The following is a 20,435-nucleotide window of genomic DNA, read 5'->3' as shown; positions in this document are numbered from 1 at the left end:
GGCTCCTCTTGGATCAACGGCCCGGGGCGGGGCCGCTGGTGGTTCACGCGCCTCGATGTAGCGGGAGGCACGCCCATGGTACAGCGCTGCGGGCCCGCGAGTCATTCCCCCCTCCCCGAGCCTGGTGACGTACTGGAGCGGCCTCGCCCCGGGGCCCTCCCCGAGCGTGCGAGGGGGGTGAGGAGGACGAGGTCCTTCTTCAGTCGTCGTAGAGCAGCGGCGGCCGGACGGGGTCGTTCGCCCGGGCGGCGGCGTGCAGCGCGCGCAGCCCCTCCACGGCGCGCACCGCCCGCTCGCCGTCGACGGCCTGCAGGGCGTGCAGCGAGGTCTCGTCGCCGTTCTCCAGCAGCAGCGAACCCCAGGCGGCCTTCCGATCGAACCGGACCGCCCGCACCGACGTCCACGGCACCTCGTGGTGGACGACGAGGTTGCGGACGCGGACGCCGGCGGCATCGGCGTCCAGCCGGGACCGGCCGAGGAACACCACACCGGCGGCGAGCGCGAGACCCAGGCCGACGATCGCGACCTGGTCGACGATCCCGTAGTCGACCACGGTGTTCTGCGTCGAGGGCAGGGAGAGCGCCACCACGACCGCCACGACCAGGACCACACCCGCGAGCACCACGAGCAGCCGGCGCAGCCGGCGGGGCACGGCGGAGACCGCGGGGACGGGGTCGGGATCGGGGGAACCGCTCACGCACCCCATGGTGTCAGCACCGGCGCCGCGCCCGGCTGGCAGAGTGCGGGACCGTGGAGATCACCGGCACCGCCCAGCACGCCGCCTGGCAGTCACGCACCCTCCCACCGGTGGAACGGCTGCGGGACGGCCTGTGGTCGGTGCCGGTCCCGATCCCGCACAACCCGCTGCGCTACGTCAGCGTCTACGCGTTCGCCCTGGACGGCGGCGGGCTGGGGCTGATCGACACCGGCTGGGAGAGCGACGCGAGCTGGACCGCCCTGACCGACGGCCTGGCGGCGATCGGCGGCGGGGTCGACGACGTCCGCGGCGTGCTGGTGACCCACCTGCACTTCGACCACCTCGGCCTGGCAGCCCGGGTACGGGAGGCCAGCGGCGCCTGGGTGGCGATGCACCCGGCCGACGCCTCCGCCGTCCAGAAGCTCAGCCGCACGTCGGCCGAGGACGCCGTCGCCGCCGAGATCGAGTTCCTGGTGGGGCTCGGCGCACCCCGCGCGGACGCCCTGGCCGACGTCGGCGGGGCGGAGAACCTGTCCGGCTTCCTGCGCATGGCGGTACCCGACCGGCTGCTGGAGGACGGCGACCACGCCGCCTTCCCCGGCTGGTCGCTGCGCGCCGTCCACACCCCCGGGCACACCCCGGGCCACCTCTGCTTCGCCGAGGAGCGCACCGGGCTGTTCTTCTCCGGGGACCACGTGCTGCCCCGGATCAGCCCGAACGTGTCGAGCACGAACCGGGGCGAGCCCGATCCGCTCCGTTCCTTCCTGGACTCGCTGGCCGGCGTCCGGGACCTCGAGCCGACCGAGGTCCTGCCGGCGCACGAGTGGCGGTTCCGGGGGCTGGCCGACCGCGTCGACTCGCTGACCGCCCACCACGAGACGCGGCTCACCGAGCTGCTCGCGGCGATCGGCGAGCACCCCGGCTCGACGCCGTGGGACCTGGCCGCCCACCTCACGTGGTCCCGGCCGTGGGAGCAGTACGAGCGGCGGATGCGGATCTTCGCCGTCACCGAGACCGACGCCCACCTGCGGCTGCTCGCCAGCCGCGGGCTGGTCCGGAGCGACGGCGGAGCCGTCCCGACGTGGACGCTCCGACCCCGCTGACCGCAGCCGCACTGGCCCGGCGGGTGCTCGCCGCCTCCCCCCGCCTGGGCGGCACGCGGTTGGTGTGCGTGGACGGGCCGGCCGGCTCGGGCAAGACCACGCTCGCCGCACGGCTGACCGAGGCGCTGCCCGGTGCCGTCGCGGTGCACATGGACGACCTGTATGCCGGCTGGACGCTCACCGGTGCGACGGCCCGCCTGGCCGCCGGGGTGCTCCGACCGCTCAGCGAAGGCATGCCGGGCGCCTACCACCGGTTCGACTGGGTGGCGGGCCGGTTCTCCCCCGACGTGACGGCCCTCCCGGTTCCCGAGGTCCTCGTGGTCGAGGGCTGCGGCAGCGCCTCGCGCAGCGTGGACCCGTGGGCCGGCCTGCGCGTATGGGTGGACGCCGACCCGGCGCTGCGGCTGGCCCGCGGCATCGCGCGCGACGGCGCCCACCTGGCCGGCGAGTGGCACCGGTGGCAGCGCACGGAGTCCGCGCACTTCGGGCGCGACGGCACCCGCGGCCGGGCCGACGTCCTGGTGGACGGTGGCGTGTGAGCGCGGCGACCCGCCCGGGTGCCGCGGGAGCGCCGACCATGGGACCGAGCGCACCCGAGGGGGACACGTGAGCGACACCGGCGAGGAACCGGCGATCGACCTGCCGCTGGCGGGCTACACAGTCGCGGTGACGGCCGCCCGGCGCAAGGAGGAGCTGGGGGCGCTCCTCGACCGCCGCGGCGCCCGTGTGGTCTACGCGCCGGCGATCCGCATCGTGCCGCTGGCCGACGACTCCGAGCTGCTCGCGGCCACCGGTCGGGTGCTCACCGCCCCGGTCGACCTCGTCGTCGCCACCACCGCTGTCGGCTTCCGGGGCTGGCTCGAGGCCGCCGACGCCTGGGACCTGCCCCTCGTGCAGCACCTGTCGGGGTCCCGTGTGCTCGCCCGCGGCCCGAAAGCGCGCGGCGCCGTCCGGAGCGCCGGTCTCGTCGACGCCTGGTCGCCGGAGTCGGAGTCCTCCGCCGGGGTGCTGGAACACCTGCTGTCCGGGACCGAGGGCCCCCTGGAGGGGCGGCGCGTCGCCGTCCAGTTGCACGGCGACCCGCTGCGCGAGCTCGTGGCCGGCCTGCGGGACGCCGGCGCGGAGGTGCTGCCGGTGCCGGTCTACCGCTGGCTGCCGCCCGAGGACGTCGCCCCGCTGCACCGCCTCGTCGGGATGGTCGTCGCCGGCGAGGTCGACGCGGTGACCTTCACCAGCGCCCCGGCCGCCGCGAGCCTCCTCCGGACGGCCGAGGACCTGGGGCAGCGGGCGGCCCTCGTCGCCGCGTTCGACGGCCGGGTGCTCGCGGTCGCCGTCGGCACGGTCACCGGCGGCCCGCTCGAGGCGGCCGGCATCCCCTACGCCCACCCGGAGCGGGGGCGGCTGGGGCCGCTCGCCGTGAGGTCGTCGCGCGGCTGTCCGGCCGGGACCCGGTGCTGCGGATCGGTGCGCACACCCTCCAGGTGCGCGGCCACGCCGCCGTCGTCGACGGGCACCTGGTGGAACTCGCCCCCGGACCGCTGGCCGTGCTGCGCGAGCTGGCCCGGCAGCCCGGCCGGGTCATCGCCGGGCCCGACCTCGGCACCGCGCGGCCCGGCGGCGACGGCCACGAGCTCGATTCGACGGTGAGCCGGCTGCGCGCCGCCCTCGGGGTCCCGCTGGTGGAGACCGTCGGTGAGCGCGGCTACCGCCTCGACGCTCGGTGATCCGTCGGCCTCCGGCCGACACCGCGGCCACGTGCCTTCCCGGCCCGCGCTGAGCCCATCCGCGTCCTCCTCGCGGAGCCCTCCGGGCCCCACTCGAGGACGCCGATCGCCCGTGCCTCAGCGCAGGTCGAGCCGCATGAGCACGCGAGGGAAGCCGTTGAGCACGGAGGTGGTGTCGGCCGCCTTCTGGAACCCGGCCCGCTCGAACAGCTTCCGCGTGCCCACGTAGGCCATCGTGAGGTCGACCTTCGCGCCGTCGTTGTCGACCGGGTAGCCCTCGATCGCCGGTGCGCCGCGCTCCCGGGCGAACTCGACGGCGCCCTCGACCAGGGAGTGGGCGATCCCCCGTCCGCGGTGCCCGGACCGCACCCGGACGCACCACAGCGACCACACCGCCAGGTCGTCGATCCGCGGGATCTTCCGGTTGCGGGCGAAGGTCGTGCCCGCCCGCGGATGGACCGCGGCCCAGCCGACCACCTCGGCGCCGTCGTGGGCGAGGACGCCGGGCGGCGGGTCCTCCCGCAGGAGCTGTCGGACCCGTTCCCCGCGGGCCGGGCCGGCGAGCGCCAGGTTCTCCTTCGACGGGATCCGGTAGCTCAGGCACCAGCACACGTTCGCGTCCGGCCGCTTGGGCCCGACCATCGTCGCGACGTCGCCGAAGTCGTTCGCCGGACGCACCTCGATCGCCATGCGCCGATCGTGGCACCGCCCTCCGACAGCGGGGAGCGCGAGCGTCCTGGGCCCGGGTGCCCCGCTGTGGTGAGGCCGCGGCCGACCCGCTCGCACCACGGCCGGGGAACCGGCGAAGATCGCCGGGTGACTGCCGCCGAGGAACCTGCCGAGCAGCCCGCCGTCGGGACGCCGTCCGCCGGACGCGCCCTGATCGAGGCCGGCACCCCGGTCGCCGGGTCGATGAGCCAGGCCGCCGCCGGGGTGGTCTTCGAGCCGGCGACGGCGCGGGTGCAGGTGGACGAGCGGTTCGTCGCCGTCCTCCGCACGGCCGCCGAGGACGCCGCCGGGATCTCCGTCGGCCGCGAGCGGGTCCGCGCGGGCGCCGCGCTCGCCTTCGCCGTGGAGTACGCCGCCACCGCGCACCGCGCAGGTCGGCCGGTGCGCATCGACCGCTACTTCACCCCGCGACCGGGGAGCCGGCCGGCGGCCGAGGCGCTGACCGAGGCGGTGGTGGCCGCGGCACGGCGGTCCACCGACGAGCGACGGGTGCGGCACCTGGGCTACCTCCTGGCCGAGGTCGCGGTCTCCCCCGACCTCGACGCCGAGCTCGTCGGCCGGGCGCTGCGGCTCACCGACGGCCTGAGCTGGCGGCAACTGGCGCTGCTGGCCGCCGTCGGCCGTCGCGACCGGATCTCGCTGCCCATGGCGCCGCTGGACGACGAACCACGCGCCTGGACGGCGTGGGGCGCCCGGGAGGACGTCGCCGAGCTGCAGCGGGCCGGGCTGCTCGACCCGCCGCCGGCCCAGCCCCGTCCGGGCGGTGCGGCGCTCCCCCGGCTGCGCCCCGCCGACCTCCGGCTGACCCGCCGCGGGGTGCTGCTGCACCGGCTGCTGGTGCTGGAGGTCCTGCGGGACGAGGCCGTCGCTGCCGCACTGGGCGACCTGGGGCTACCGCGCTCCTGACCGCCGCGCGACCAGCACGGTGTCCGGCACCGGGTTGCCCGTCCGCTCCACCGCCCCCGGGTCACGGTCCCGGTTCTCCGTGACGACGTCGGCCCACTCCCCCGGCTCGAGCACCGCCGCGACGTCCTCGGCGGTGTAGAACAGGTCGGGGTCGTGCTGGTGGTGGGCCTCGGCCTGGTGCTGGTGTCCGGAGCCGGTGGCCGCGGTGATCAGGTGACCGACCACGAGGAGCGTGCCACCCGGCGCGACCGCGGCGGCGAGCCGGCGGAACAGCGCCGTGCGGTCGGCTCCGCGCGCGTGCAGGTAGTGCGCCGTCACGAGGTCGAAGCTACCCGCCGGGGGCACCCACTCGTCGAGGTCGACGTGCCGCCACCCGATCCGGTCGGCGAGCCCCCGCACGTTCGCCTGCGCGGCGCCGCGCTCGAGCGCGACGGGCGAGAAGTCGACGGCGGTCACCCGCCAGCCCCGCTCGGCGAGCCACAGGGCGTCGGCGCCCTCCCCGCAGCCGGCGTCCAGCGCGGTGCCGGGCTGCAGATCGCTCCCCTCGACGACGAGCTGCCGGTTGGGCCGGCCGCTCCAGACCGCCGGGGCCGACCGGTACATCTCGTCGTAGGACTCCCGGTCCGACGCGCTCACGAGCCCTCCTCGCCGGCACCCGTCGGCCGCGTTCGCGCGGGCGGCTGTGTTCCTGGTGCGCTCGCAGGCTCGCTCATGCCGCCACGCTGGGCTTCGCGGCCACGGCTGCCCGGGTGTCCTCGGCGGTCAGGTCGGCGTTGATCATGGCGCCGGCCCGGAGCCCCTCGGCCGCCGCGACGATCACCTGCGCGCTGAGGTCACCGGCGTTGCCGGCCACCCAGACGCCGGGGACGTCGGTGCGCCCGGTCGGATCGGCGGGCAGGTGGGTACCCATCACCGTGCCCTGCATCTCCAGCGGCACCGTTGTCGCGCCCAGGCCGGACAGCAGGTCGGCGTTGGCGGTGAACAGCGGAGCGACGACGACCGCGTCGCGCTCGACCACCTCCCCGGAGGCCAACCGGACGGCGGCGCTCCCATCGAGGGCGGCCACCTCGCCGCGGACGATGCGGACGCCCCGGGCCGCCAGCTGCTCGAGCTCCTCGGCCGTCGGCTCCGCACCGGTGTGCAGGAAGAGGACGACGTCCTCGGTCCACTGCCGCCACATCAGCGCGCCGTGGACCCCGAGCGTCCCGCGGGCCACCACGCCGACGGCCCGGTCGCGGACCTCCCAGCCGTGGCAGTACGGGCAGTGCAGCACCGCGCTTCCCCACCGCTCGGCCACGCCCGGGATGTCGGGCAGCTCGTCGGTGAGGCCGGTGGCCAGCAGCAGCCGCCGGGCGCGTACCGAGGCGCCGCCGTCCAGCTCGACGCGGAACCCGTCGTCCTCCCGGTGCACCGCGCTCACCCGCCCGGCGACCACCCTGCCGCCGTAGCTGTCCACCTCGCCGCGCCCGATGGCCACCAGCTCGGCCGGCGGGGTGCCCTCCCGGCTCAGGTAGTTGTGCACGTGCCCGGCCGGGGCGTTGCGGGGCTCACCCGCGTCCACCACCAGCACCCTCCGCCGCGCCCGGGCCAGGGTGAGCGCCCCGCTCAGCCCCCCCGCGCCGCCTCCGATGACCACCACGTCGTACCGCTCGTCCATGCGGGCACTGTCGACCTAGAGCCGCGACCCCGGCAACTGCCCTTGCCGGGATGGCAAACTGGGCGCCATGGCCGACGAGGACGTCCTGCAGAACGTGGGCCCCCGCCTGCGGGCGCTGCGCACCGAACGCGGGGCCACCCTGACCGACGTCGCCAGGGAGACCGGCATCTCGGTGAGCACGCTGTCCCGGCTCGAGTCCGGCGGTCGCCGTCCCGCCCTGGAGTTGCTGCTGCCGCTGGCCCGGACCTACGGCGTGGCCCTGGACGAGCTCGTCGACGTCCCGGCGCCGACCGATCCACGGGTGCACGGGCACCCGATCGAGCACGACGGCATGACGATGGTGCCGCTGACCCGCCAGGCCGGCGGACTGCAGGCCTACAAGCAGCTGTTCCCGCCGCGCTGGCAGGTCGGCAACACCGAGCAGAAGGTCCACGAGGGACATGAGTGGCTGTACGTGCTCTCCGGCCGCATCCGGCTGCTGCTCGGCCCCCGCGATTTCGTGCTCAGCCCCGGCGAGGTGGTCGAGTTCGACACCCGCGTGCCGCACGCCTTCTCCAATCCCTTCGCCGAGCCCGCGGAGACCCTGATCCTGGTCGGCCCCCAGGGTGAGCGGATGCACGTCCGCGCCCGCCCGGCCGAGCGACCCTCGTCGCAGTAGAGGCCGGATGGGCCGGTACCGACGTCGGCCGAACCCGCGGGGAGCATGCTCACCTGCAGATCGCGCCGACGGAGGGAGAGGACGATGACCGAGCCGGACCCGACCGCCGATCCCGACAGCCCCGAGGGCCGCGGTGGAGCGGCCGCCACCATCCCGGCCGCACCGCCGGGAGCCGGCCGGGCCGGACTCGACCGACGCCGCATCCTCGGCGCGGCGATCGAGTTCATCGACGGCAACGGGCTAAACGCGCTGACCATGCGCCGGCTCGGTGCCCACCTCGGCGTCGAGGCCATGGCCCTCTACCGCTACGTGCCGGGCCGGGAGCAGCTGCTCGACGGGGTGGTCGAGGCCGTCATCGACGAGCTGTACGGCGATCCCGACGTGCACCTGTCGGCCTCGCACGGATGGCAGGACTACCTGCAGCGGCTGGCCCACGGCCTGCGGCGGATCGCCCTGGCCCACCCGGAGGTCTTCCCGCTGGTCGCGACCCGTCCTCCGGCGGCCCCGTGGGTGCGCCCGCCGCTGCGCAGCCTGCGCTGGGTCGAGTCCTTCCTCGACGCGATGATCGACAGCGGCTTCACCGAGGAGGCGGCCGTCTCCGCGTATCGCGCCTACTCCAGCTTCCTGCTCGGCCACCTGCTGCTGGAGGTCTCCCAGAAGGGCGTGAAGATCGGCCCCGAGGACCATCCCGACGGCGTGCACGACTCCGCGGAGGCCACCGACCTCGGCGACTACCCGACCGTGGTGCGGCTGGAGGCACTCCTCTCGCTGGACGAGTCCGCCGCCGAGTTCGAGGAGGCCCTGGAGAACCTGCTCGGGCGCCTCGAGGTGGTCCTCCGGGAGTCGCGCACCCCCCGCCGCGGGGATCCGCGCGCCTGACGGCCACGCTCGCCGAGCTCATCGGCGCGGCTTGTCCACGGCGTAAATCCGCGGGCACCGATGTGGAGGCCACGTCCCCGAAGCACCTGCCGGGGACGGCGCCCCCCTCCACATCACCCATCCCCGGGAGCCATTGCGCATGATCACCGAGCAGCAGCTGAACGCCGTCATCGGCAGCACCGCCGTCGGCCCGGACGGCAAGCTGGGCACCGTCGGCGAGGTCTACCTCGACGACGAGACCGGCCGCCCCGAGTGGGCCACCGTCCGCACCGGCCTGTTCGGCACCAAGGAGGCCTTCGTGCCCCTGGCCAGCGCGGACATCTCCGGCGGCGAGCTGCGCATGCCCTACGACAAGGACAAGGTCAAGAACGCGCCGCACATCGACTCGGAGGGCCACCTCTCACCCGCCGAGGAGAGCGAGCTCTACCGCTACTACGGGCTGGAGACCGCCGAGACCGCCACCCCGGTCATCACCGACACCTCGACCGACACCCCGACCGACACCAGCGCACGCGGCGCGGTCGGTCACAACACCTCCGGCCCCACCACGGACAACGCGATGACCCGCTCGGAGGAGCAGCTCCGGGTCGGCACCGAGCGCGTGGAGAGCGGTCGCGCCCGGCTGCGCAAGCACGTCGTCTCGCAGACCGTCTCGCAGACCGTCCCGGTGACCCACGAGGAGGTCCGGGTCGAGCGCGAGCCGATCACCGACGCCGACGTCGGCAACGCCCTGGACGGCCCGGCGATCTCGGAGGAGGAGCACGAGGTCGTCCTGCACGGTGAGCGGCCGGTCGTGCAGAAGGAGGCCGTGCCGGTGGAGCGCGTCCGCCTCGACACCGAGACCGTCACCGAGCAGGCCACGGTCGACGAGCAGGTGCGCAAGGAGCAGATCGAGCTGGACGGTGACGGCACCGCACCGCGTCGCCTGACCCGCCGGCACTCCCTGGCCGCGCATCCGGGCGCACCTGCGCGAACCGGATGCGCGGCCCCGGCGCACCCCCACCCCAGTCGGCGTCCGCCGCCTGCCCAGCCCCGCTCCGAGGAGTTCCCGCCATGTCCGCACCAGCTTCCGCATCCGGTGACGACGCCGGCCTCCGCCCCGACGGGGCGCACTTCACCCAGGGGGTTGCCCGTGACGCGGTCGACGCACAGCACTCCCGCTACGGCGGCATCAAGTGGGGAGCGGCGTTCTTCGGCTGGCTCTCCGCCAACGGCCTGGCGGTGCTGCTCATCGCCCTGCTGAGCGCCGCCGGCGTCGCCCTCGGCCTCACCCAGGGCGTCCCGTCCACCGACGAGGCCGCCGCGGAGGCGAGCACCATCGGCATCGTCGGCGGGATCGTGCTGCTGGTGGTCCTCTTCCTCGCCTACCTCGCCGGCGGCTACGTCGCCGGCCGTATGGCGCGCTTCGACGGCGTCCGGCAGGGCATCCCCGTCTTCGTCACCGGGCTGCTCGTCGTTCTCGCGCTCGCGATCCTCGGGCTGGTCCTCGGCTCGGGGTACAACGTGCTGCAGCAGCTGAACCTGCCGCGCATCCCGATCGACGAGGGCACCGCCACCACCGCCGGCATCATCACGCTGGTCGCCGTCCTGCTGCTCACGCTGCTCGGCGCGATCCTGGGTGGCAAGCTCGGTGAGCGGTATCACCGCAAGGTAGACCGCGCCGGGTTCGACGTCGTCTGAACCGCCACGCACCCCGACGGGGGCCGCCCTGCCCGGGGCGCCCCCCGTTCGCGTGCCGGGACCGTGGTCGAATGCCGGGGTGACCCAGGGACCCACCATCCGGCGGATCGACGATCCGGACGATCCGGGGCCCGACGTCCGGCTCGCCGAGACGCGGGACGTCCCGCGGATCGCCGCCACCCTCACGGTGGCGCTGGCCGACTCGCGCTGGACCCGCTGGGCCCTGCCCGACGACGGCCGGATGCAGCGGCTGACCCGGCTGCACGAACTGGACGCGGGGCACCGCGGGGTTTCCACGGGCACGGCCTGGGTGACCGAGGACCTCAGCGCGGTCGCGGTGTGGGAGCCCCCGACCGGGGTGCCCGCTACCCGCCCCCTGCCCGACGACGTCCGGGCGGCGCTGGCCCGGGAACTGCCGTACCTGGCCGCCTCCCGGGCCCGCGTGGTCGCCGAGACCGAGGCGTTCGTGACCGCCGCCCGGCCCGACGGCCCGCACTGGTGGCTCCGCCACCTCGGGGTCCGCCCCTCGGCCCGGCGCCGGGGAATGGCCGCAGCCGTGCTGGCGCCCGTGCTCGTCCGCTGCGACACCGAGAAGACACCGGCCGCCGCCGCCGTGTTCAGCTGGGCGAACGTGCGGTTCCTGCGGGGGTTCGGCTTCCAGGTGACCGAGACGACGCGCACCACCGACGACGAGCTGCCGCTGTGGGTGCTGGTGCGCGAGCCGCTCTCGCTCAGTTAGTCCCAGGAGCCGCGCTGCTTCTTCAGCTGGCCCCGCTGCTTCTTGGCCTGGATCCGCCGTTCCTGCGAGCCGCGCGTGGGTCTGGTGCGGCGGCGGGCCGGGGCGGGCGGGGCCAGGGCGGCGCGCAGCACCGCGGCCATCCGCTCGCGGGCGGCCTGCCGGTTGCGCAGCTGCTGGCGGTGCTCGCTCGCGGCGATGGTCAGGACGCCGTCGACCAACCGGTCACCCAGCCGCGCGGCCAGGCGGGCGCGGTGCGGGTCGCTGAGGCCCGGGAGCTCGAGCGGGGCCACCGACAGCTCCACCCGTGAATCCGCGGTGTTCACGCCCTGGCCGCCGGGCCCCGACGAGCGGGAGAACCGCCACGACAGGGCTCCCGCGGGCACGACGACGGAGCCGGTGACGGGCAGGTCACCGGAGGCGTCGTCGGTCATGGGCACCGGCACAGTCTGCCCGGTGGGCAGCGTTCAGCCGGCCGGGACCGGGTCCGGGCCACCCCGCGCACCCGGGCGGCAGCGGAGGAGCCGCCGCAGCGTCAGCCAGGAGCCACGCCGGGCACCGTGGGTCTCCAACGCCTCCACCGCGTAGGTCGAGCACGTCGGCGTGAACGGGCAGCACGGTCGGCGCTTCGGGCTGATCTCCCGCTGGTAGAAGCGGACCGCGGAGGCCAGGCCGGCCCCGAGCCCGCGCCCCCGGGCACCGGCCCGGACGGCGGGCAGCGACCGCGGGGCCACGTAGAGCAGCTCCATCCCGCAGCCCACCGCGTTGGCCAGGCAGCAACCGGTGTTGAGGAAGAGCAGGTCGCGCAGGCAGGAGTCGTTCCTCCGGCCGTAGCCGTAACCGGCCGGCGGCCCGTACCCGCGGCGGTCGTGGCCGGCGTAGTGCCCGCGGTAACCACCGCCGTAGCGGGGACGCCGCCGTCGACGCCGCGGACCCCAGCCACTGCGCCAGATGAACACCATGGGCCTGCAGTACCGCGGGATGATCGGCGGCATGCCTTCCCTCGCGGACGCTCTCGCCACCGGGCCCGTCGTCCTCGACGGTGGCCTGTCCACCGAGCTCGAGTCGCGGGGCCACGACGTCTCCTCCGCCCTGTGGTCGGCGCGGCTGCTGCGCGACGACCCGGCGGCCATCGTGTCCGCGCACGCGGCCTTCGCCGCGGCGGGCGCCCAGGTGGCCACGACCGCCAGCTACCAGGCGACCGTCGAGGGCTTCGCCGCCGTCGGCGTGGACGCCGACGTTGCCCGGCGGCTGATCGCGTCCTCGGTCGCGCTCGCCCGGGACGGGCAGGGAACCGGGTGGGTGGCGGGGTCGGTCGGCCCGTACGGCGCGATGCTGGCCGACGGTTCCGAGTACACGGGCGGCTACGTGGCCGAGATGGACGTCGCCGCACTGTGCGCCTTCCACCGGCCCCGGATGGAGCTGCTCGCGCAGGCGGGCGCGGACGTCCTGGCCTGCGAGACGGTGCCTGCCGCGGCGGAGGCCGAGGCGCTGCTGCTCGCGGCGCAGGAACTGGGCGTCCCGGTGTGGCTCTCGCTCACCACGGTCGTCGACGCCGCCGGAGTGGCGCGGACCCGGCGCGGCGAGCTCGCGGCCGACGTCTTCGCCATGGCCGCGGACGTCGCCGAGGTGGTCGCCGTCGGGGTGAACTGCACCGCGCCCGACGCCGTCCGGCCGGCCGTGCTGGCCGCCGGCACGAGCGGCAAGCCGGTGGTGGCCTACCCGAACAGCGGCGAGACCTGGGACGCGGGCGCCCGCCGGTGGGCCGGGCCCCCCGGGGTCGCCGCCGACGACGCCGTCGCCTGGACCACCGCCGGGGCACGGCTGGTCGGCGGCTGCTGTCGCGTCCGCCCCGCAGACATCGCCGCGATCACGATGATGATCAGGTGACCTGATCGTTCCGGGTCCTGGCTCACCACCGGTAGTGAGCCAGGACCCCCGATGACCAGGTCACCTGATCATCGGGGCGGTCAGAGGATGGGCCGGCCGCCGGTGACGGCGACGCGGGCGCCGGACACGTAGGAGGCCTCGTCGCTGGCGAGGAGGACGTAGACCGGCGCCAGCTCGGCGGGCTGGCCGGCCCGGCCCAGGGGCGTGTTGCCGCCGAAGCTCTCCACCTTCTCCCCGGGCATGGTGGACGGGATCAGCGGCGTCCAGATCGGGCCGGGCGCGACGCTGTTGGCGCGAATGCCCTTCTCGCCGTACATCTGCGCCAGGCTGGCGGTGAAGTTGGCGATGCCCGCCTTGGTCATCGCGTAGGCGATGAGGTTCGGGCTCGGGTTGTCGGAGTTGACCGACGACGAGTTGATGATCGAGGCCCCCGGCTGCATGTGCGGGATCGCGTCCTTGGTGAGGGTGAACATCGCGGAGAGGTTCGTCGCCAGGGTGTGGTCCCACTCCTCGTCGGAGATCTCCTCGAGCGACGGGTGCGACATCTGGAAGGCCGCGTTGTTGACCAGGATGTCGACGCGGCCGAACTCCTCGACGGCCCTGGGGATGATCGTCCTGGCGTGCGAGCGGTCGGCGAGGTCGCCGGGCACCAGCACGCATGTCCGCCCGGCCTGCTCGACGTACTTGGCGGTGTCCTGCGCGTCCGCGTGTTCGTCCAGGTACGAGATGAGGACGTCGGCGCCCTCGCGGGCGAACGCGATGGCCACGGCGCGGCCGATGCCGCTGTCGCCGCCGGTGATGACGGCGGCCTTGCCGGTGAGCCGGCCGGAGCCCTGGTAGCTCTCCTCGCCGTGGTCGGGCTTGGGGTCCATCTCCCCGAGGGCGCCGGGAACGCTCTGCTGCTGGGCGGGCTGGGACTCGGGACGGGGTGACGACATGGTTCTCCTCCGGTGCGCTTTCCGAGGCGGCCCGGGCTGTGCTCACCGGGACCGTCCTCCGCGCGCCTACCCCGGCGGGACGGCGGGGAACCTGCGTCGTGCGGTCAGGCGGCGCGGACCAGCGTCGACGCCGCGGGCGGCGCCACCGGCAGCTCCCAGCGCATCTCCAGCCGACGCCGACCGGACGCGTCCACCACCGGAACCCACCGGCACTCCGGGCACTCGCTACCGCGCATCGACCTGCCACCTCTCGTTCACCTGTTGTTCACCTTCTCCCTGCATCGACTTGTGTTCCACAGCACACGAGTGTCCGTTACCGGATCGTTATCTTCGCGGGACACGGAGCGGTTGACAGCCGCGGTCGCGGGAAGGTGAGCGGCGTCAGGCACGCTGGTAGGCCTGATGACGACGGCACCGCGGGCCAGCACCGCTCTTCCCCTGCTCGGCGACCCCGCCGACCTCACCGCGCTGCGTGCGGTGGGCGGCGATCCCGACGAGCTGTTCGCCTCCTTCGCCGCGTGGGCCGAGGAGAGCGGCACGGCGCTGTACCCGGCGCAGGAGGAGGCGCTGATCGAACTGGTCAGCGGTGCCAACGTCGTCCTGGCGACGCCGACCGGCTCGGGCAAGTCGCTGGTGGCCACCGGAGCGCAGTACGCGGCGCTGGCCGCCGGGCGGCGCGGCTACTACACCGCGCCGATCAAGGCCCTGGTGAGCGAGAAGTTCTTCGCGCTCTGCGGGATCTTCGGCGCCGCGAACGTCGGCATGCTGACCGGCGACGCGTCGGTCAACGCCGGTGCACCGATCATCGCCTGCACCGCCGAGGTCCTGGCGAACATCGCGCTGCGCGAAGGAGCGGACGCCGACATCGGTCTCGTGGTCATGGACGAGTTCCACTTCTACGGCGACCCCGACCGCGGCTGGGCCTGGCAGGTGCCGCTGCTGGAGCTGCCGAAGGCGCAGTTCCTGCTGATGAGCGCCACCCTCGGCGACGTCACGTCGCTGCGGGAGGACCTCACCCGCCGCACCGGCCGGCCGACCGCGCTGGTCGCCAACGCCGTCCGCCCGGTGCCCCTGCACCACTACTACGCGACGACGCCGATGCACGAGACGATCCAGGAGCTGTTGGACACCCAGCAGGCACCGGTCTACGTCGTCCACTTCACGCAGGCCTCGGCGCTGGAACGCGCCCAGGCGCTGATGAGCGTCAACGTGGCGACCAAGGAGCAGAAGGCCGCGATCGCCGAGATGATCGGCGGCTTCCGGTTCTCCTCCGCCTTCGGGACGACGCTGTCGCGGCTGGTCCGCCACGGCATCGGCGTCCACCACGCCGGCATGCTGCCCAAGTACCGGCGGCTGGTGGAGCAGCTGGCGCAGGCCGGTCTGCTCAAGGTCATCTGCGGCACCGACACCCTCGGCGTCGGCATCAACGTGCCGATCCGCACGGTCGTCTTCTCCGCGCTGTCGAAGTACGACGGGACGCGCACCCGGCTGCTGCAGGTACGCGAGTTCCACCAGATCGCCGGCCGCGCCGGCCGCGCGGGCTACGACACCGCCGGCACGGTCATGGTCGAGGCGCCGGAGCACGAGGTGGAGAACCTCAAGCAGTTCGCGAAGGTCGCCGACGACCCGAAGAAGCGGCGCAAGCTCGTGCGCAAGAAGGTCCCCGACGGCATGGTGCCGTGGAGCGAGTCGACGATGAACCGGCTGGTCGAGGGGGAACCCGAGAAGCTGACCAGCCACATGCGGGTCACGACGGCGATGGTCCTCGACGTCGTGGACCGGCCCGGCGACCCGTTCGTGGCCATGCGCCGGCTGCTCACCGAGAACCACGAGCCGCGGAAGAAGCAGCTGAAGCTGATCCGCGACGCCATCGGCATCGCGCGGTCACTGCTGCAGGCCGGCGTGCTGGAGCGGCTGCCCGAGCCCGAGCCCGACGGCCGCCGCTACGACCTGACGCTGGACCTGCCGCCGGACTTCGCGCTCAACCAGCCGCTGTCGACGTTCGCGCTGGCCGCGATCGACCTGCTCGACCCCGAGTCGGACACGTACGCGCTCGACGTCGTGTCGGTGATCGAGGCGACCCTCGACGACCCGCGGCAGATCCTGGCCGCGCAGCTGAACAAGGCCAAGGGCGAGGCCGTCGCGCAGATGAAGGCCGAGGGCATCGAGTACGACCAGCGGATGGAGCTGCTCGAGGAGATCAGCTACCCCAAGCCGCTGGAGGAGCTGCTCGGCCACGCGTTCGAGGTGTACCGGCAGAGCAACCCGTGGGCCGCCGACGGGCAGCTGTCGCCGAAGTCGGTCGTCCGGGAGATGTGGGAGCGCGCCTTCACCTTCCGCGAGTTCGTGAACACCTACGGGCTGACCCGCGCCGAGGGGGCTGTGCTGCGGTACCTCTCCGACGCGTTCAAGGCGCTGCGCTCCGGCGTGCCCGCGGCCGCGCGGACCGAGGAGGTCAGCGACCTCGTCGAGTGGCTCGGCGAGCTGGTGCGCCAGGTCGACTCCTCGCTGCTCGACGAGTGGGAGCAGCTCACCTCGCCCGACCAGCCGCTCGACCAGCCGGTGTCGGTCCCCGCCCGGCCCCGGCCGCTCACCGGCAACGAGCGCGCGTTCACCGCGATGGTGCGCAACGCGCTCTTCCGCCGGGTGGAGCTGTGGGGCCGGCGGCGCTGGTACGACCTCGGCGAGCTCGACGCCGGCGCCGGCTGGGACGCCGACCGCTGGGGCGAGGTGGTGCAGGCCTACTTCGCCGAGCACGACGCGGTGAACACCGGCGCCGACGCCCGCGGACCGGCGCTGCTGATCTGGGACAAGGCGGACCCGCGGCTGTGGCGGGTGCGGCAGATCGTCGACGACCCCGACGGCAACCACGACTGGGGCTTCGACGCCGAGGTCGACCTGGAGGCCTCCGACGAGGAGGGCACGGCGGTGATCCGCCTCCTGGACGCCGGCCGGAAGGACTGACGGGCTGGATTCCGGCACGTCGAGACTCCGTCCGCCTGGTCTACCGCGACCGCCCGCCCGACGACGACGTCCTCGCCCGCGTCACCGCCATCGCCTGACCTGCGCCCGCCGCGGGGAGCACCACGGCGTCAGACCAGCCGGCGGCTGTCCTGCGCCACCACGCGCAGCCACCGGTAGCCGTAGCCCTCGAGCGGGATCTCCACCGTGCCCCGGTCGGAGACCGGCGCGCCGCCCGGTTGCAACAGGTCGACCAGTCGGTGCGAGGAGTCGCATCCCGCCAGCGTCAGCGGCACCGTTCGGGCCTCCGGGGAGAGGTTGTGGAGGGCCACCAGTGAGCCGTCGTCCCAGCTGCACCGGTGGGCCAGGACCTCGGGGCAGGGCTGCTCCAGCACCTGGAAGCCGCCCCAGCCCAGCTCCGGGGACTCGCGGTACCGGCGGATCAGCAGCTTCATGAACGACAGCAGCGAGTCGGGGTCGTTGCGCTGGTCGGCGACGTTGACGTACTCCGGCGCGAAACCGCCGTCGACCACCGGGCCGGGCAGCTTCCCCGGGTCGGCCACCGAGAACCCGCCGTTGCGCCCGGAGGTCCACTGCATCGGCGTCCGGACGGCGAGCCGCCCCTCGGCATCGAGGTCCTCCCCCATCCCGATCTCCTCCCCGTAGAAGAGCACCGGCGTGCCCGGCAGCGAGAACAGCAGGCTGTAGACCATCCGCACCCGCCGCGGGTCGCCGTCCAGCATCGGTGGCAGCCGGCGCCGCAGCCCGCGGTCGTAGACCTGCATCCGCTTCTCCGGACCGAACGCGGCGAACACCTCGGCCCGTTCGTCGTCGGAGAGCTTGTCGAGGGTGAGCTCGTCGTGGTTGCGCACGAAGGTGGCCCACTGCGAGTCCGGCGACAGCGCCGGCCGGTCGTGCAGCGCGGTGGCCAGCGGCCCGGCGTCGCGCCGGGCCAGCGCCAGGTAGAGCGCCTGCATGCCGATGAAGTCGAACTGCATGGTCAGCTCGTCGCCGTCCGTCCCGCCGAAGAACTCCAGCTGCTGCTCGAACGGCAGGTTCACCTCGCCGAGCAGGATGCCGCTGCCCGACCGGCGGCCGACCAGCGAGCGCAGCGACCGCAGGTAGCCGTGTGGATCGGGCAACGCGCCGTCGTCGGCCCGGGCGGTCTCCAGGAAGAACGGGACGGCGTCGACCCGGAAGCCGTCGAGCCCGAGCTGCAGCCAGAAGCCCATGATCTTGGCGACCTCGTCGCGCACCCGCGGATTCGTCACGTCGAGGTCGGGCTGCTCCTTGTAGAAGCGGTGCAGGTACCACTCCCCCGTCTTCTCCGACAGCGTCCAGATGCTGTCCTCCTGGTCGGGGAACACGACCTCCTTGCTGGTGTCCGGCGGTGGATCGGACCGCCAGACGTAGAAGTCGCGGAACGGTGAGTCCTTGGACGCCTCCGCGGACCGGAACCACGGGTGCTTGCGGGAGGTGTGGTTGACCACGAGGTCGACGATGACCCGCATGCCGCGGTCCTTGGCCGTGCGGATGACCTCGACCAGGTCGCCGTGGGTGCCCAGCCGCGGGTCGACGCCGTAGAAGTCGGTGATGTCGTAGCCGTCGTCCCGCTCGGCGGTCGGGTAGAAGGGCATCAGCCACAGGCAGGTGACGCCGAGGTCGGCGAGGTGGTCGATACGTTGCGCGAGCCCCTCGAAGTCGCCGATGCCGTCGCCGTTCCAGTCCATGAAGGTCTCGACGTCCAGGCAGTAGACGACCGCGTTCTTCCACCACAGGTCACTCGTGTCGCCCATTCTCATGTCATCGCCTCACGGCGCCGGCACCGGGTCGACGTGCGGACGACGGTTGGCCGCCGGTCCGGGTGGATCGATCGCCGCCACGGGGCCGGGTCGCGCCAGGTCGAACTGCGGCAGCACGCGGTTCCCGAACGCATCGAGGAACGGGCGCTGCTCCACGCCGACGTGGTGCAGGTAGACCTCGTCGAACCCCAGGTCGAGGTACTCGGAGATCCAGGCGGCGTGCTGCCCGAGGTCTGCGGAGATCCGGACCACGGCATGCATGTCCTGGGGCGTCACGTGCGCGCTCGCCTGCTCGAACGCCTCCGGGCTGTCCAGGTCCCAGCACAACGGCGGCGGGAAGACGTTGCTGCGCCACTGCTCGTGCGCGAGGCCGAGCGCGCGGTCGGGGTCGGGGTCCCAGGACACGTGCACCTGGATGGCGAGCGTGCCCTGCCCGCCGGCGTCACGGTAGGCGGCGATCATCTCGCGCAGCTTCTCGTGCGGCTGGTTGACGGTGACCAGCCCGTCGGCCCAGTCGGCGCCGTTGCGGGCGGTGGCCACGCTGACCGCGGGACAGACGAGCGCCGGCTGGGGATCGGCCAGCGTGTAGATCGCCGCCCGGTCGACGGTGACCAGCCCGTCGTGACTGACCTCCTCGCCGGCCAGCAGCCGCCGGATCACGTCGACGCACTCGCGAAGCCGGGCGTCACGGACGTCCTTGCGGGGCCACACGTCACCGGTGACGTGCTCGTTCATCGCCTCCCCGCTGCCCAGCGCCACCCAGAACCGGCCGGGGAACATGGCGCCGAGGGTCGCGATGGCCTGGGCGACGATCACCGGGTGGTACCGCTGGCCCGGTGCGTTCACCGCGCCGAAGGGCAGGGACGTCGTCGCCATGGCCGCACCCAGCCAGGACCACGCGAAGCCCGACTCCCCCTGGCGCGGATTCCAGGGCGTGAGGTGGTCGGAGCACATCGCCGCGGTGAAGCCGACCTGCTCGGCGTGCTGGACCGCTGCCAGCAGCTCCGCGGGGTGGACCTGCTCGTGCGAGTTGTGGAACCCGAGGACGGTCATGGGGTTCTGCCTACCCAGTTTCCGTCGCCACGGCGACCCCAGCCGGCCCCCCGGCCCTGGTCGGAACGGCGGGATCGCCGGGTGTGAGCTGATCGACACGCCTGCAGCGGCGGCCCGGGCCGCCGGCGTGCGACGCTTCCGGGCGATGTCCACATGACCGGCTGGGAGATGCTCGCGGTGGCCGCGGCCGGCTTCGCGGCGGGTGGCATCAACGCCGTCGTCGGGTCCGGCACCCTGGTCAGCTTCCCGGTGCTGCTGGCCGTCGGGCTCCCGCCGGTGCCGGCCACCATCAGCAACTCCCTGGGCCTGGTCGCCGGGAACCTCAGCGGCTCGATCGGCTACCGCCGGGAGCTGCGCGGCCAGCGGCGTCTGCTCCTGCGGTTGCTGCCCGCCTCGATCCTCGGCGCGCTCACCGGGGCCTTCCTGCTGCTGAACCTGCCCGCCGCGGCCTTCGAGGCGATCGTTCCGGTCCTCATCGGGCTCGCCGTCCTGCTGGTGGTCCTGCAGCCGCTGGTCCAGCGCAGCCTTCCGGCGCGGCCGGCCGGCGGCACCGCTCCGCCGGTCCGGGGTGGCCGGCTCGCCGCCTGCTTCGCCGGCGCGTACTTCACCGGGACCTACGGCGGCTACTTCGCCGCCAGCCAGGGCGTGCTGCAGATCGGCATCTTCGGCCTGCTCCTGCGCGAGCCGCTGCAGCGGCTGAACGCGCTCAAGAACGTCCTCACGCTGGCCGTCAACACCGTCGCCGCCGGTACCTACGTGGTCGTCGCCAGCGACCGCATCAACTGGTGGGCCGCCGCGCTGCTGTCCGTGGGCTCGCTGACCGGCGGCGCGGTCAGCTCCCGCTACGGCCGGCGGCTGCCCGCCGCGGTGCTGCGGACGGCGATCGTCGCCCTCGGGCTGGTCGCGATCGTGGTGCTGGTGACCGGGTGAGCGCCGAAGGCCCGGGTTCCCCTGCGGAGCAGCGAGGGTGAGCGCCGAAGGCCCGGGTTCCCCTGCGGAGCAGCGAGGGTGAGCGCCGAAGG

At 74.1% G+C, this 20,435-nt stretch carries 22 protein-coding genes; 12 read left to right on the top strand and 10 right to left on the bottom strand.

The window, feature by feature from the left end; genetic code table 11:
- Positions 1 to 199 precede the first annotated feature (199 nt).
- A complete protein-coding gene (locus BLASA_RS11020) occupies positions 200 to 706 on the bottom strand; it encodes a PH domain-containing protein (RefSeq protein WP_051004952.1) in 507 nt (168 codons plus the stop codon).
- A gap of 44 nt (positions 707 to 750) precedes the next feature.
- Here BLASA_RS11020 and BLASA_RS11015 point away from each other — a divergent pair, with 44 nt between their 5' ends.
- The 3 genes from BLASA_RS11015 to BLASA_RS11005 all read left to right on the top strand — a co-directional run bounded on the left by BLASA_RS11015 (position 751) and on the right by BLASA_RS11005 (position 3,447).
- Positions 751 to 1,800, top strand: a complete 1,050-nt coding sequence (locus BLASA_RS11015) for an MBL fold metallo-hydrolase (protein WP_014376213.1) — start codon at positions 751 to 753, stop codon at positions 1,798 to 1,800.
- Complete coding sequence (locus BLASA_RS11010; protein ID WP_014376212.1) at positions 1,779 to 2,339, top strand: uridine kinase family protein; 561 nt, start codon at positions 1,779 to 1,781, stop codon at positions 2,337 to 2,339. The genes BLASA_RS11015 and BLASA_RS11010 overlap by 22 nt, the downstream gene beginning before the upstream one ends.
- A 67-nt stretch (positions 2,340 to 2,406) precedes the next feature.
- Entirely contained in the window at positions 2,407 to 3,447 is a 1,041-nt protein-coding gene (locus tag BLASA_RS11005; protein WP_014376211.1) for a uroporphyrinogen-III synthase, read from the top strand.
- A gap of 194 nt (positions 3,448 to 3,641) precedes the next feature.
- Here BLASA_RS11005 and BLASA_RS11000 read toward each other — a convergent pair whose 3' ends face one another.
- Entirely contained in the window at positions 3,642 to 4,214 is a 573-nt protein-coding gene (locus BLASA_RS11000; protein ID WP_014376209.1) for a GNAT family N-acetyltransferase, read from the bottom strand.
- A 126-nt stretch (positions 4,215 to 4,340) separates the two neighbouring features.
- On the opposite strand from BLASA_RS11000, the gene BLASA_RS10995 reads away from it, so the two are divergent.
- Positions 4,341 to 5,159 (top strand): hypothetical protein, encoded by an 819-nt coding sequence (locus BLASA_RS10995; protein WP_014376208.1) that lies wholly within the window; start codon positions 4,341 to 4,343, stop codon positions 5,157 to 5,159.
- Here the strand turns inward: BLASA_RS10995 and BLASA_RS10990 are convergent.
- Together BLASA_RS10990 and BLASA_RS10985 are read right to left on the bottom strand one after the other, a co-directional pair.
- Positions 5,145 to 5,795, bottom strand: coding sequence for a class I SAM-dependent methyltransferase (locus BLASA_RS10990; RefSeq protein WP_014376207.1), 651 nt, complete (start codon positions 5,793 to 5,795; stop codon positions 5,145 to 5,147). The genes BLASA_RS10995 and BLASA_RS10990 overlap by 15 nt on opposite strands.
- Positions 5,796 to 5,868: 73 nt before the next feature.
- Positions 5,869 to 6,816: an NAD(P)/FAD-dependent oxidoreductase gene (locus BLASA_RS10985; protein ID WP_014376206.1), complete on the bottom strand. Its 948-nt coding sequence runs from the start codon at positions 6,814 to 6,816 to the stop codon at positions 5,869 to 5,871.
- 67 nt (positions 6,817 to 6,883) lie between these two features.
- Here BLASA_RS10985 and BLASA_RS10980 point away from each other — a divergent pair, with 67 nt between their 5' ends.
- The 5 genes from BLASA_RS10980 (at position 6,884) to BLASA_RS10960 (ending at position 10,772) form a co-directional block, all read left to right on the top strand.
- Positions 6,884 to 7,474, top strand: a complete 591-nt coding sequence (locus tag BLASA_RS10980) for a helix-turn-helix domain-containing protein (protein WP_014376205.1) — start codon at positions 6,884 to 6,886, stop codon at positions 7,472 to 7,474.
- Between the two features lie 84 nt (positions 7,475 to 7,558).
- Positions 7,559 to 8,353, top strand: a complete 795-nt coding sequence (locus BLASA_RS10975) for a TetR/AcrR family transcriptional regulator C-terminal domain-containing protein (RefSeq protein WP_014376204.1) — start codon at positions 7,559 to 7,561, stop codon at positions 8,351 to 8,353.
- 139 nt (positions 8,354 to 8,492) lie between these two features.
- The gene (locus BLASA_RS10970) at positions 8,493 to 9,596 is read left to right on the top strand and encodes a DUF2382 domain-containing protein (protein WP_014376203.1); all 1,104 of its coding nucleotides are present in this window, start codon (positions 8,493 to 8,495) and stop codon (positions 9,594 to 9,596) included.
- Complete coding sequence (locus tag BLASA_RS10965) at positions 9,575 to 10,033, top strand: hypothetical protein (protein WP_231839606.1); 459 nt, start codon at positions 9,575 to 9,577, stop codon at positions 10,031 to 10,033. The genes BLASA_RS10970 and BLASA_RS10965 overlap by 22 nt, the downstream gene beginning before the upstream one ends.
- A gap of 79 nt (positions 10,034 to 10,112) precedes the next feature.
- On the top strand, positions 10,113 to 10,772 hold the full coding sequence (locus tag BLASA_RS10960; RefSeq protein WP_014376201.1) for an N-acetyltransferase: 660 nt from the start codon (positions 10,113 to 10,115) through the stop codon (positions 10,770 to 10,772).
- On the opposite strand, the gene arfB is transcribed toward BLASA_RS10960, so the two are convergent.
- A complete protein-coding gene (arfB, locus tag BLASA_RS10955; protein WP_041775721.1) occupies positions 10,769 to 11,203 on the bottom strand; it encodes an alternative ribosome rescue aminoacyl-tRNA hydrolase ArfB in 435 nt (144 codons plus the stop codon). The two genes, BLASA_RS10960 and arfB, sit on opposite strands and share 4 nt — an antisense overlap.
- Positions 11,204 to 11,236: 33 nt before the next feature.
- A complete protein-coding gene (gene yidD / locus BLASA_RS26580) occupies positions 11,237 to 11,731 on the bottom strand; it encodes a membrane protein insertion efficiency factor YidD (protein WP_014376199.1) in 495 nt (164 codons plus the stop codon).
- Between yidD and mmuM the strand changes: the two genes are divergently transcribed.
- A complete protein-coding gene (mmuM, locus tag BLASA_RS10945; protein ID WP_231839605.1) occupies positions 11,721 to 12,659 on the top strand; it encodes a homocysteine S-methyltransferase in 939 nt (312 codons plus the stop codon). The two genes, yidD and mmuM, sit on opposite strands and share 11 nt — an antisense overlap.
- A gap of 80 nt (positions 12,660 to 12,739) precedes the next feature.
- Here the strand turns inward: mmuM and BLASA_RS10940 are convergent, their stop codons facing one another.
- Together BLASA_RS10940 and BLASA_RS26275 are read right to left on the bottom strand one after the other, a co-directional pair.
- The gene (locus tag BLASA_RS10940) at positions 12,740 to 13,597 is read right to left on the bottom strand and encodes an SDR family oxidoreductase (RefSeq protein WP_014376197.1); all 858 of its coding nucleotides are present in this window, start codon (positions 13,595 to 13,597) and stop codon (positions 12,740 to 12,742) included.
- 104 nt (positions 13,598 to 13,701) lie between these two features.
- The gene (locus BLASA_RS26275; RefSeq protein WP_269446694.1) at positions 13,702 to 13,833 is read right to left on the bottom strand and encodes a hypothetical protein; all 132 of its coding nucleotides are present in this window, start codon (positions 13,831 to 13,833) and stop codon (positions 13,702 to 13,704) included.
- A gap of 166 nt (positions 13,834 to 13,999) precedes the next feature.
- On the opposite strand from BLASA_RS26275, the gene BLASA_RS10935 reads away from it, so the two are divergent.
- Positions 14,000 to 16,561 (top strand): DEAD/DEAH box helicase, encoded by a 2,562-nt coding sequence (locus tag BLASA_RS10935; RefSeq protein WP_014376195.1) that lies wholly within the window; start codon positions 14,000 to 14,002, stop codon positions 16,559 to 16,561.
- 128 nt (positions 16,562 to 16,689) lie between these two features.
- Here BLASA_RS10935 and BLASA_RS10930 read toward each other — a convergent pair whose 3' ends face one another.
- Positions 16,690 to 18,354, bottom strand: a complete 1,665-nt coding sequence (locus tag BLASA_RS10930; protein WP_014376194.1) for an alpha-amylase family protein — start codon at positions 18,352 to 18,354, stop codon at positions 16,690 to 16,692.
- A 15-nt stretch (positions 18,355 to 18,369) separates the two neighbouring features.
- Positions 18,370 to 19,413: a TIGR03885 family FMN-dependent LLM class oxidoreductase gene (locus BLASA_RS10925; protein ID WP_014376193.1), complete on the bottom strand. Its 1,044-nt coding sequence runs from the start codon at positions 19,411 to 19,413 to the stop codon at positions 18,370 to 18,372.
- Positions 19,414 to 19,566: 153 nt separating this feature from the next.
- Here BLASA_RS10925 and BLASA_RS10920 point away from each other — a divergent pair, with 153 nt between their 5' ends.
- Positions 19,567 to 20,343 carry a sulfite exporter TauE/SafE family protein gene (locus tag BLASA_RS10920; RefSeq protein ID WP_014376192.1) on the top strand — a complete coding sequence of 259 codons (777 nt, stop codon included), beginning with the start codon at positions 19,567 to 19,569 and terminating at the stop codon, positions 20,341 to 20,343.
- Positions 20,344 to 20,435 lie beyond the last annotated feature (92 nt).

The organism is Blastococcus saxobsidens DD2 (assembly GCF_000284015.1).
Taxonomy (GTDB): Bacteria; Actinomycetota; Actinomycetes; order Mycobacteriales; family Geodermatophilaceae; genus Blastococcus; species Blastococcus saxobsidens_A.
Note: the sequence above shows the minus strand (reverse complement) of the source record. Positions and strands in the feature narration are given on the sequence as shown.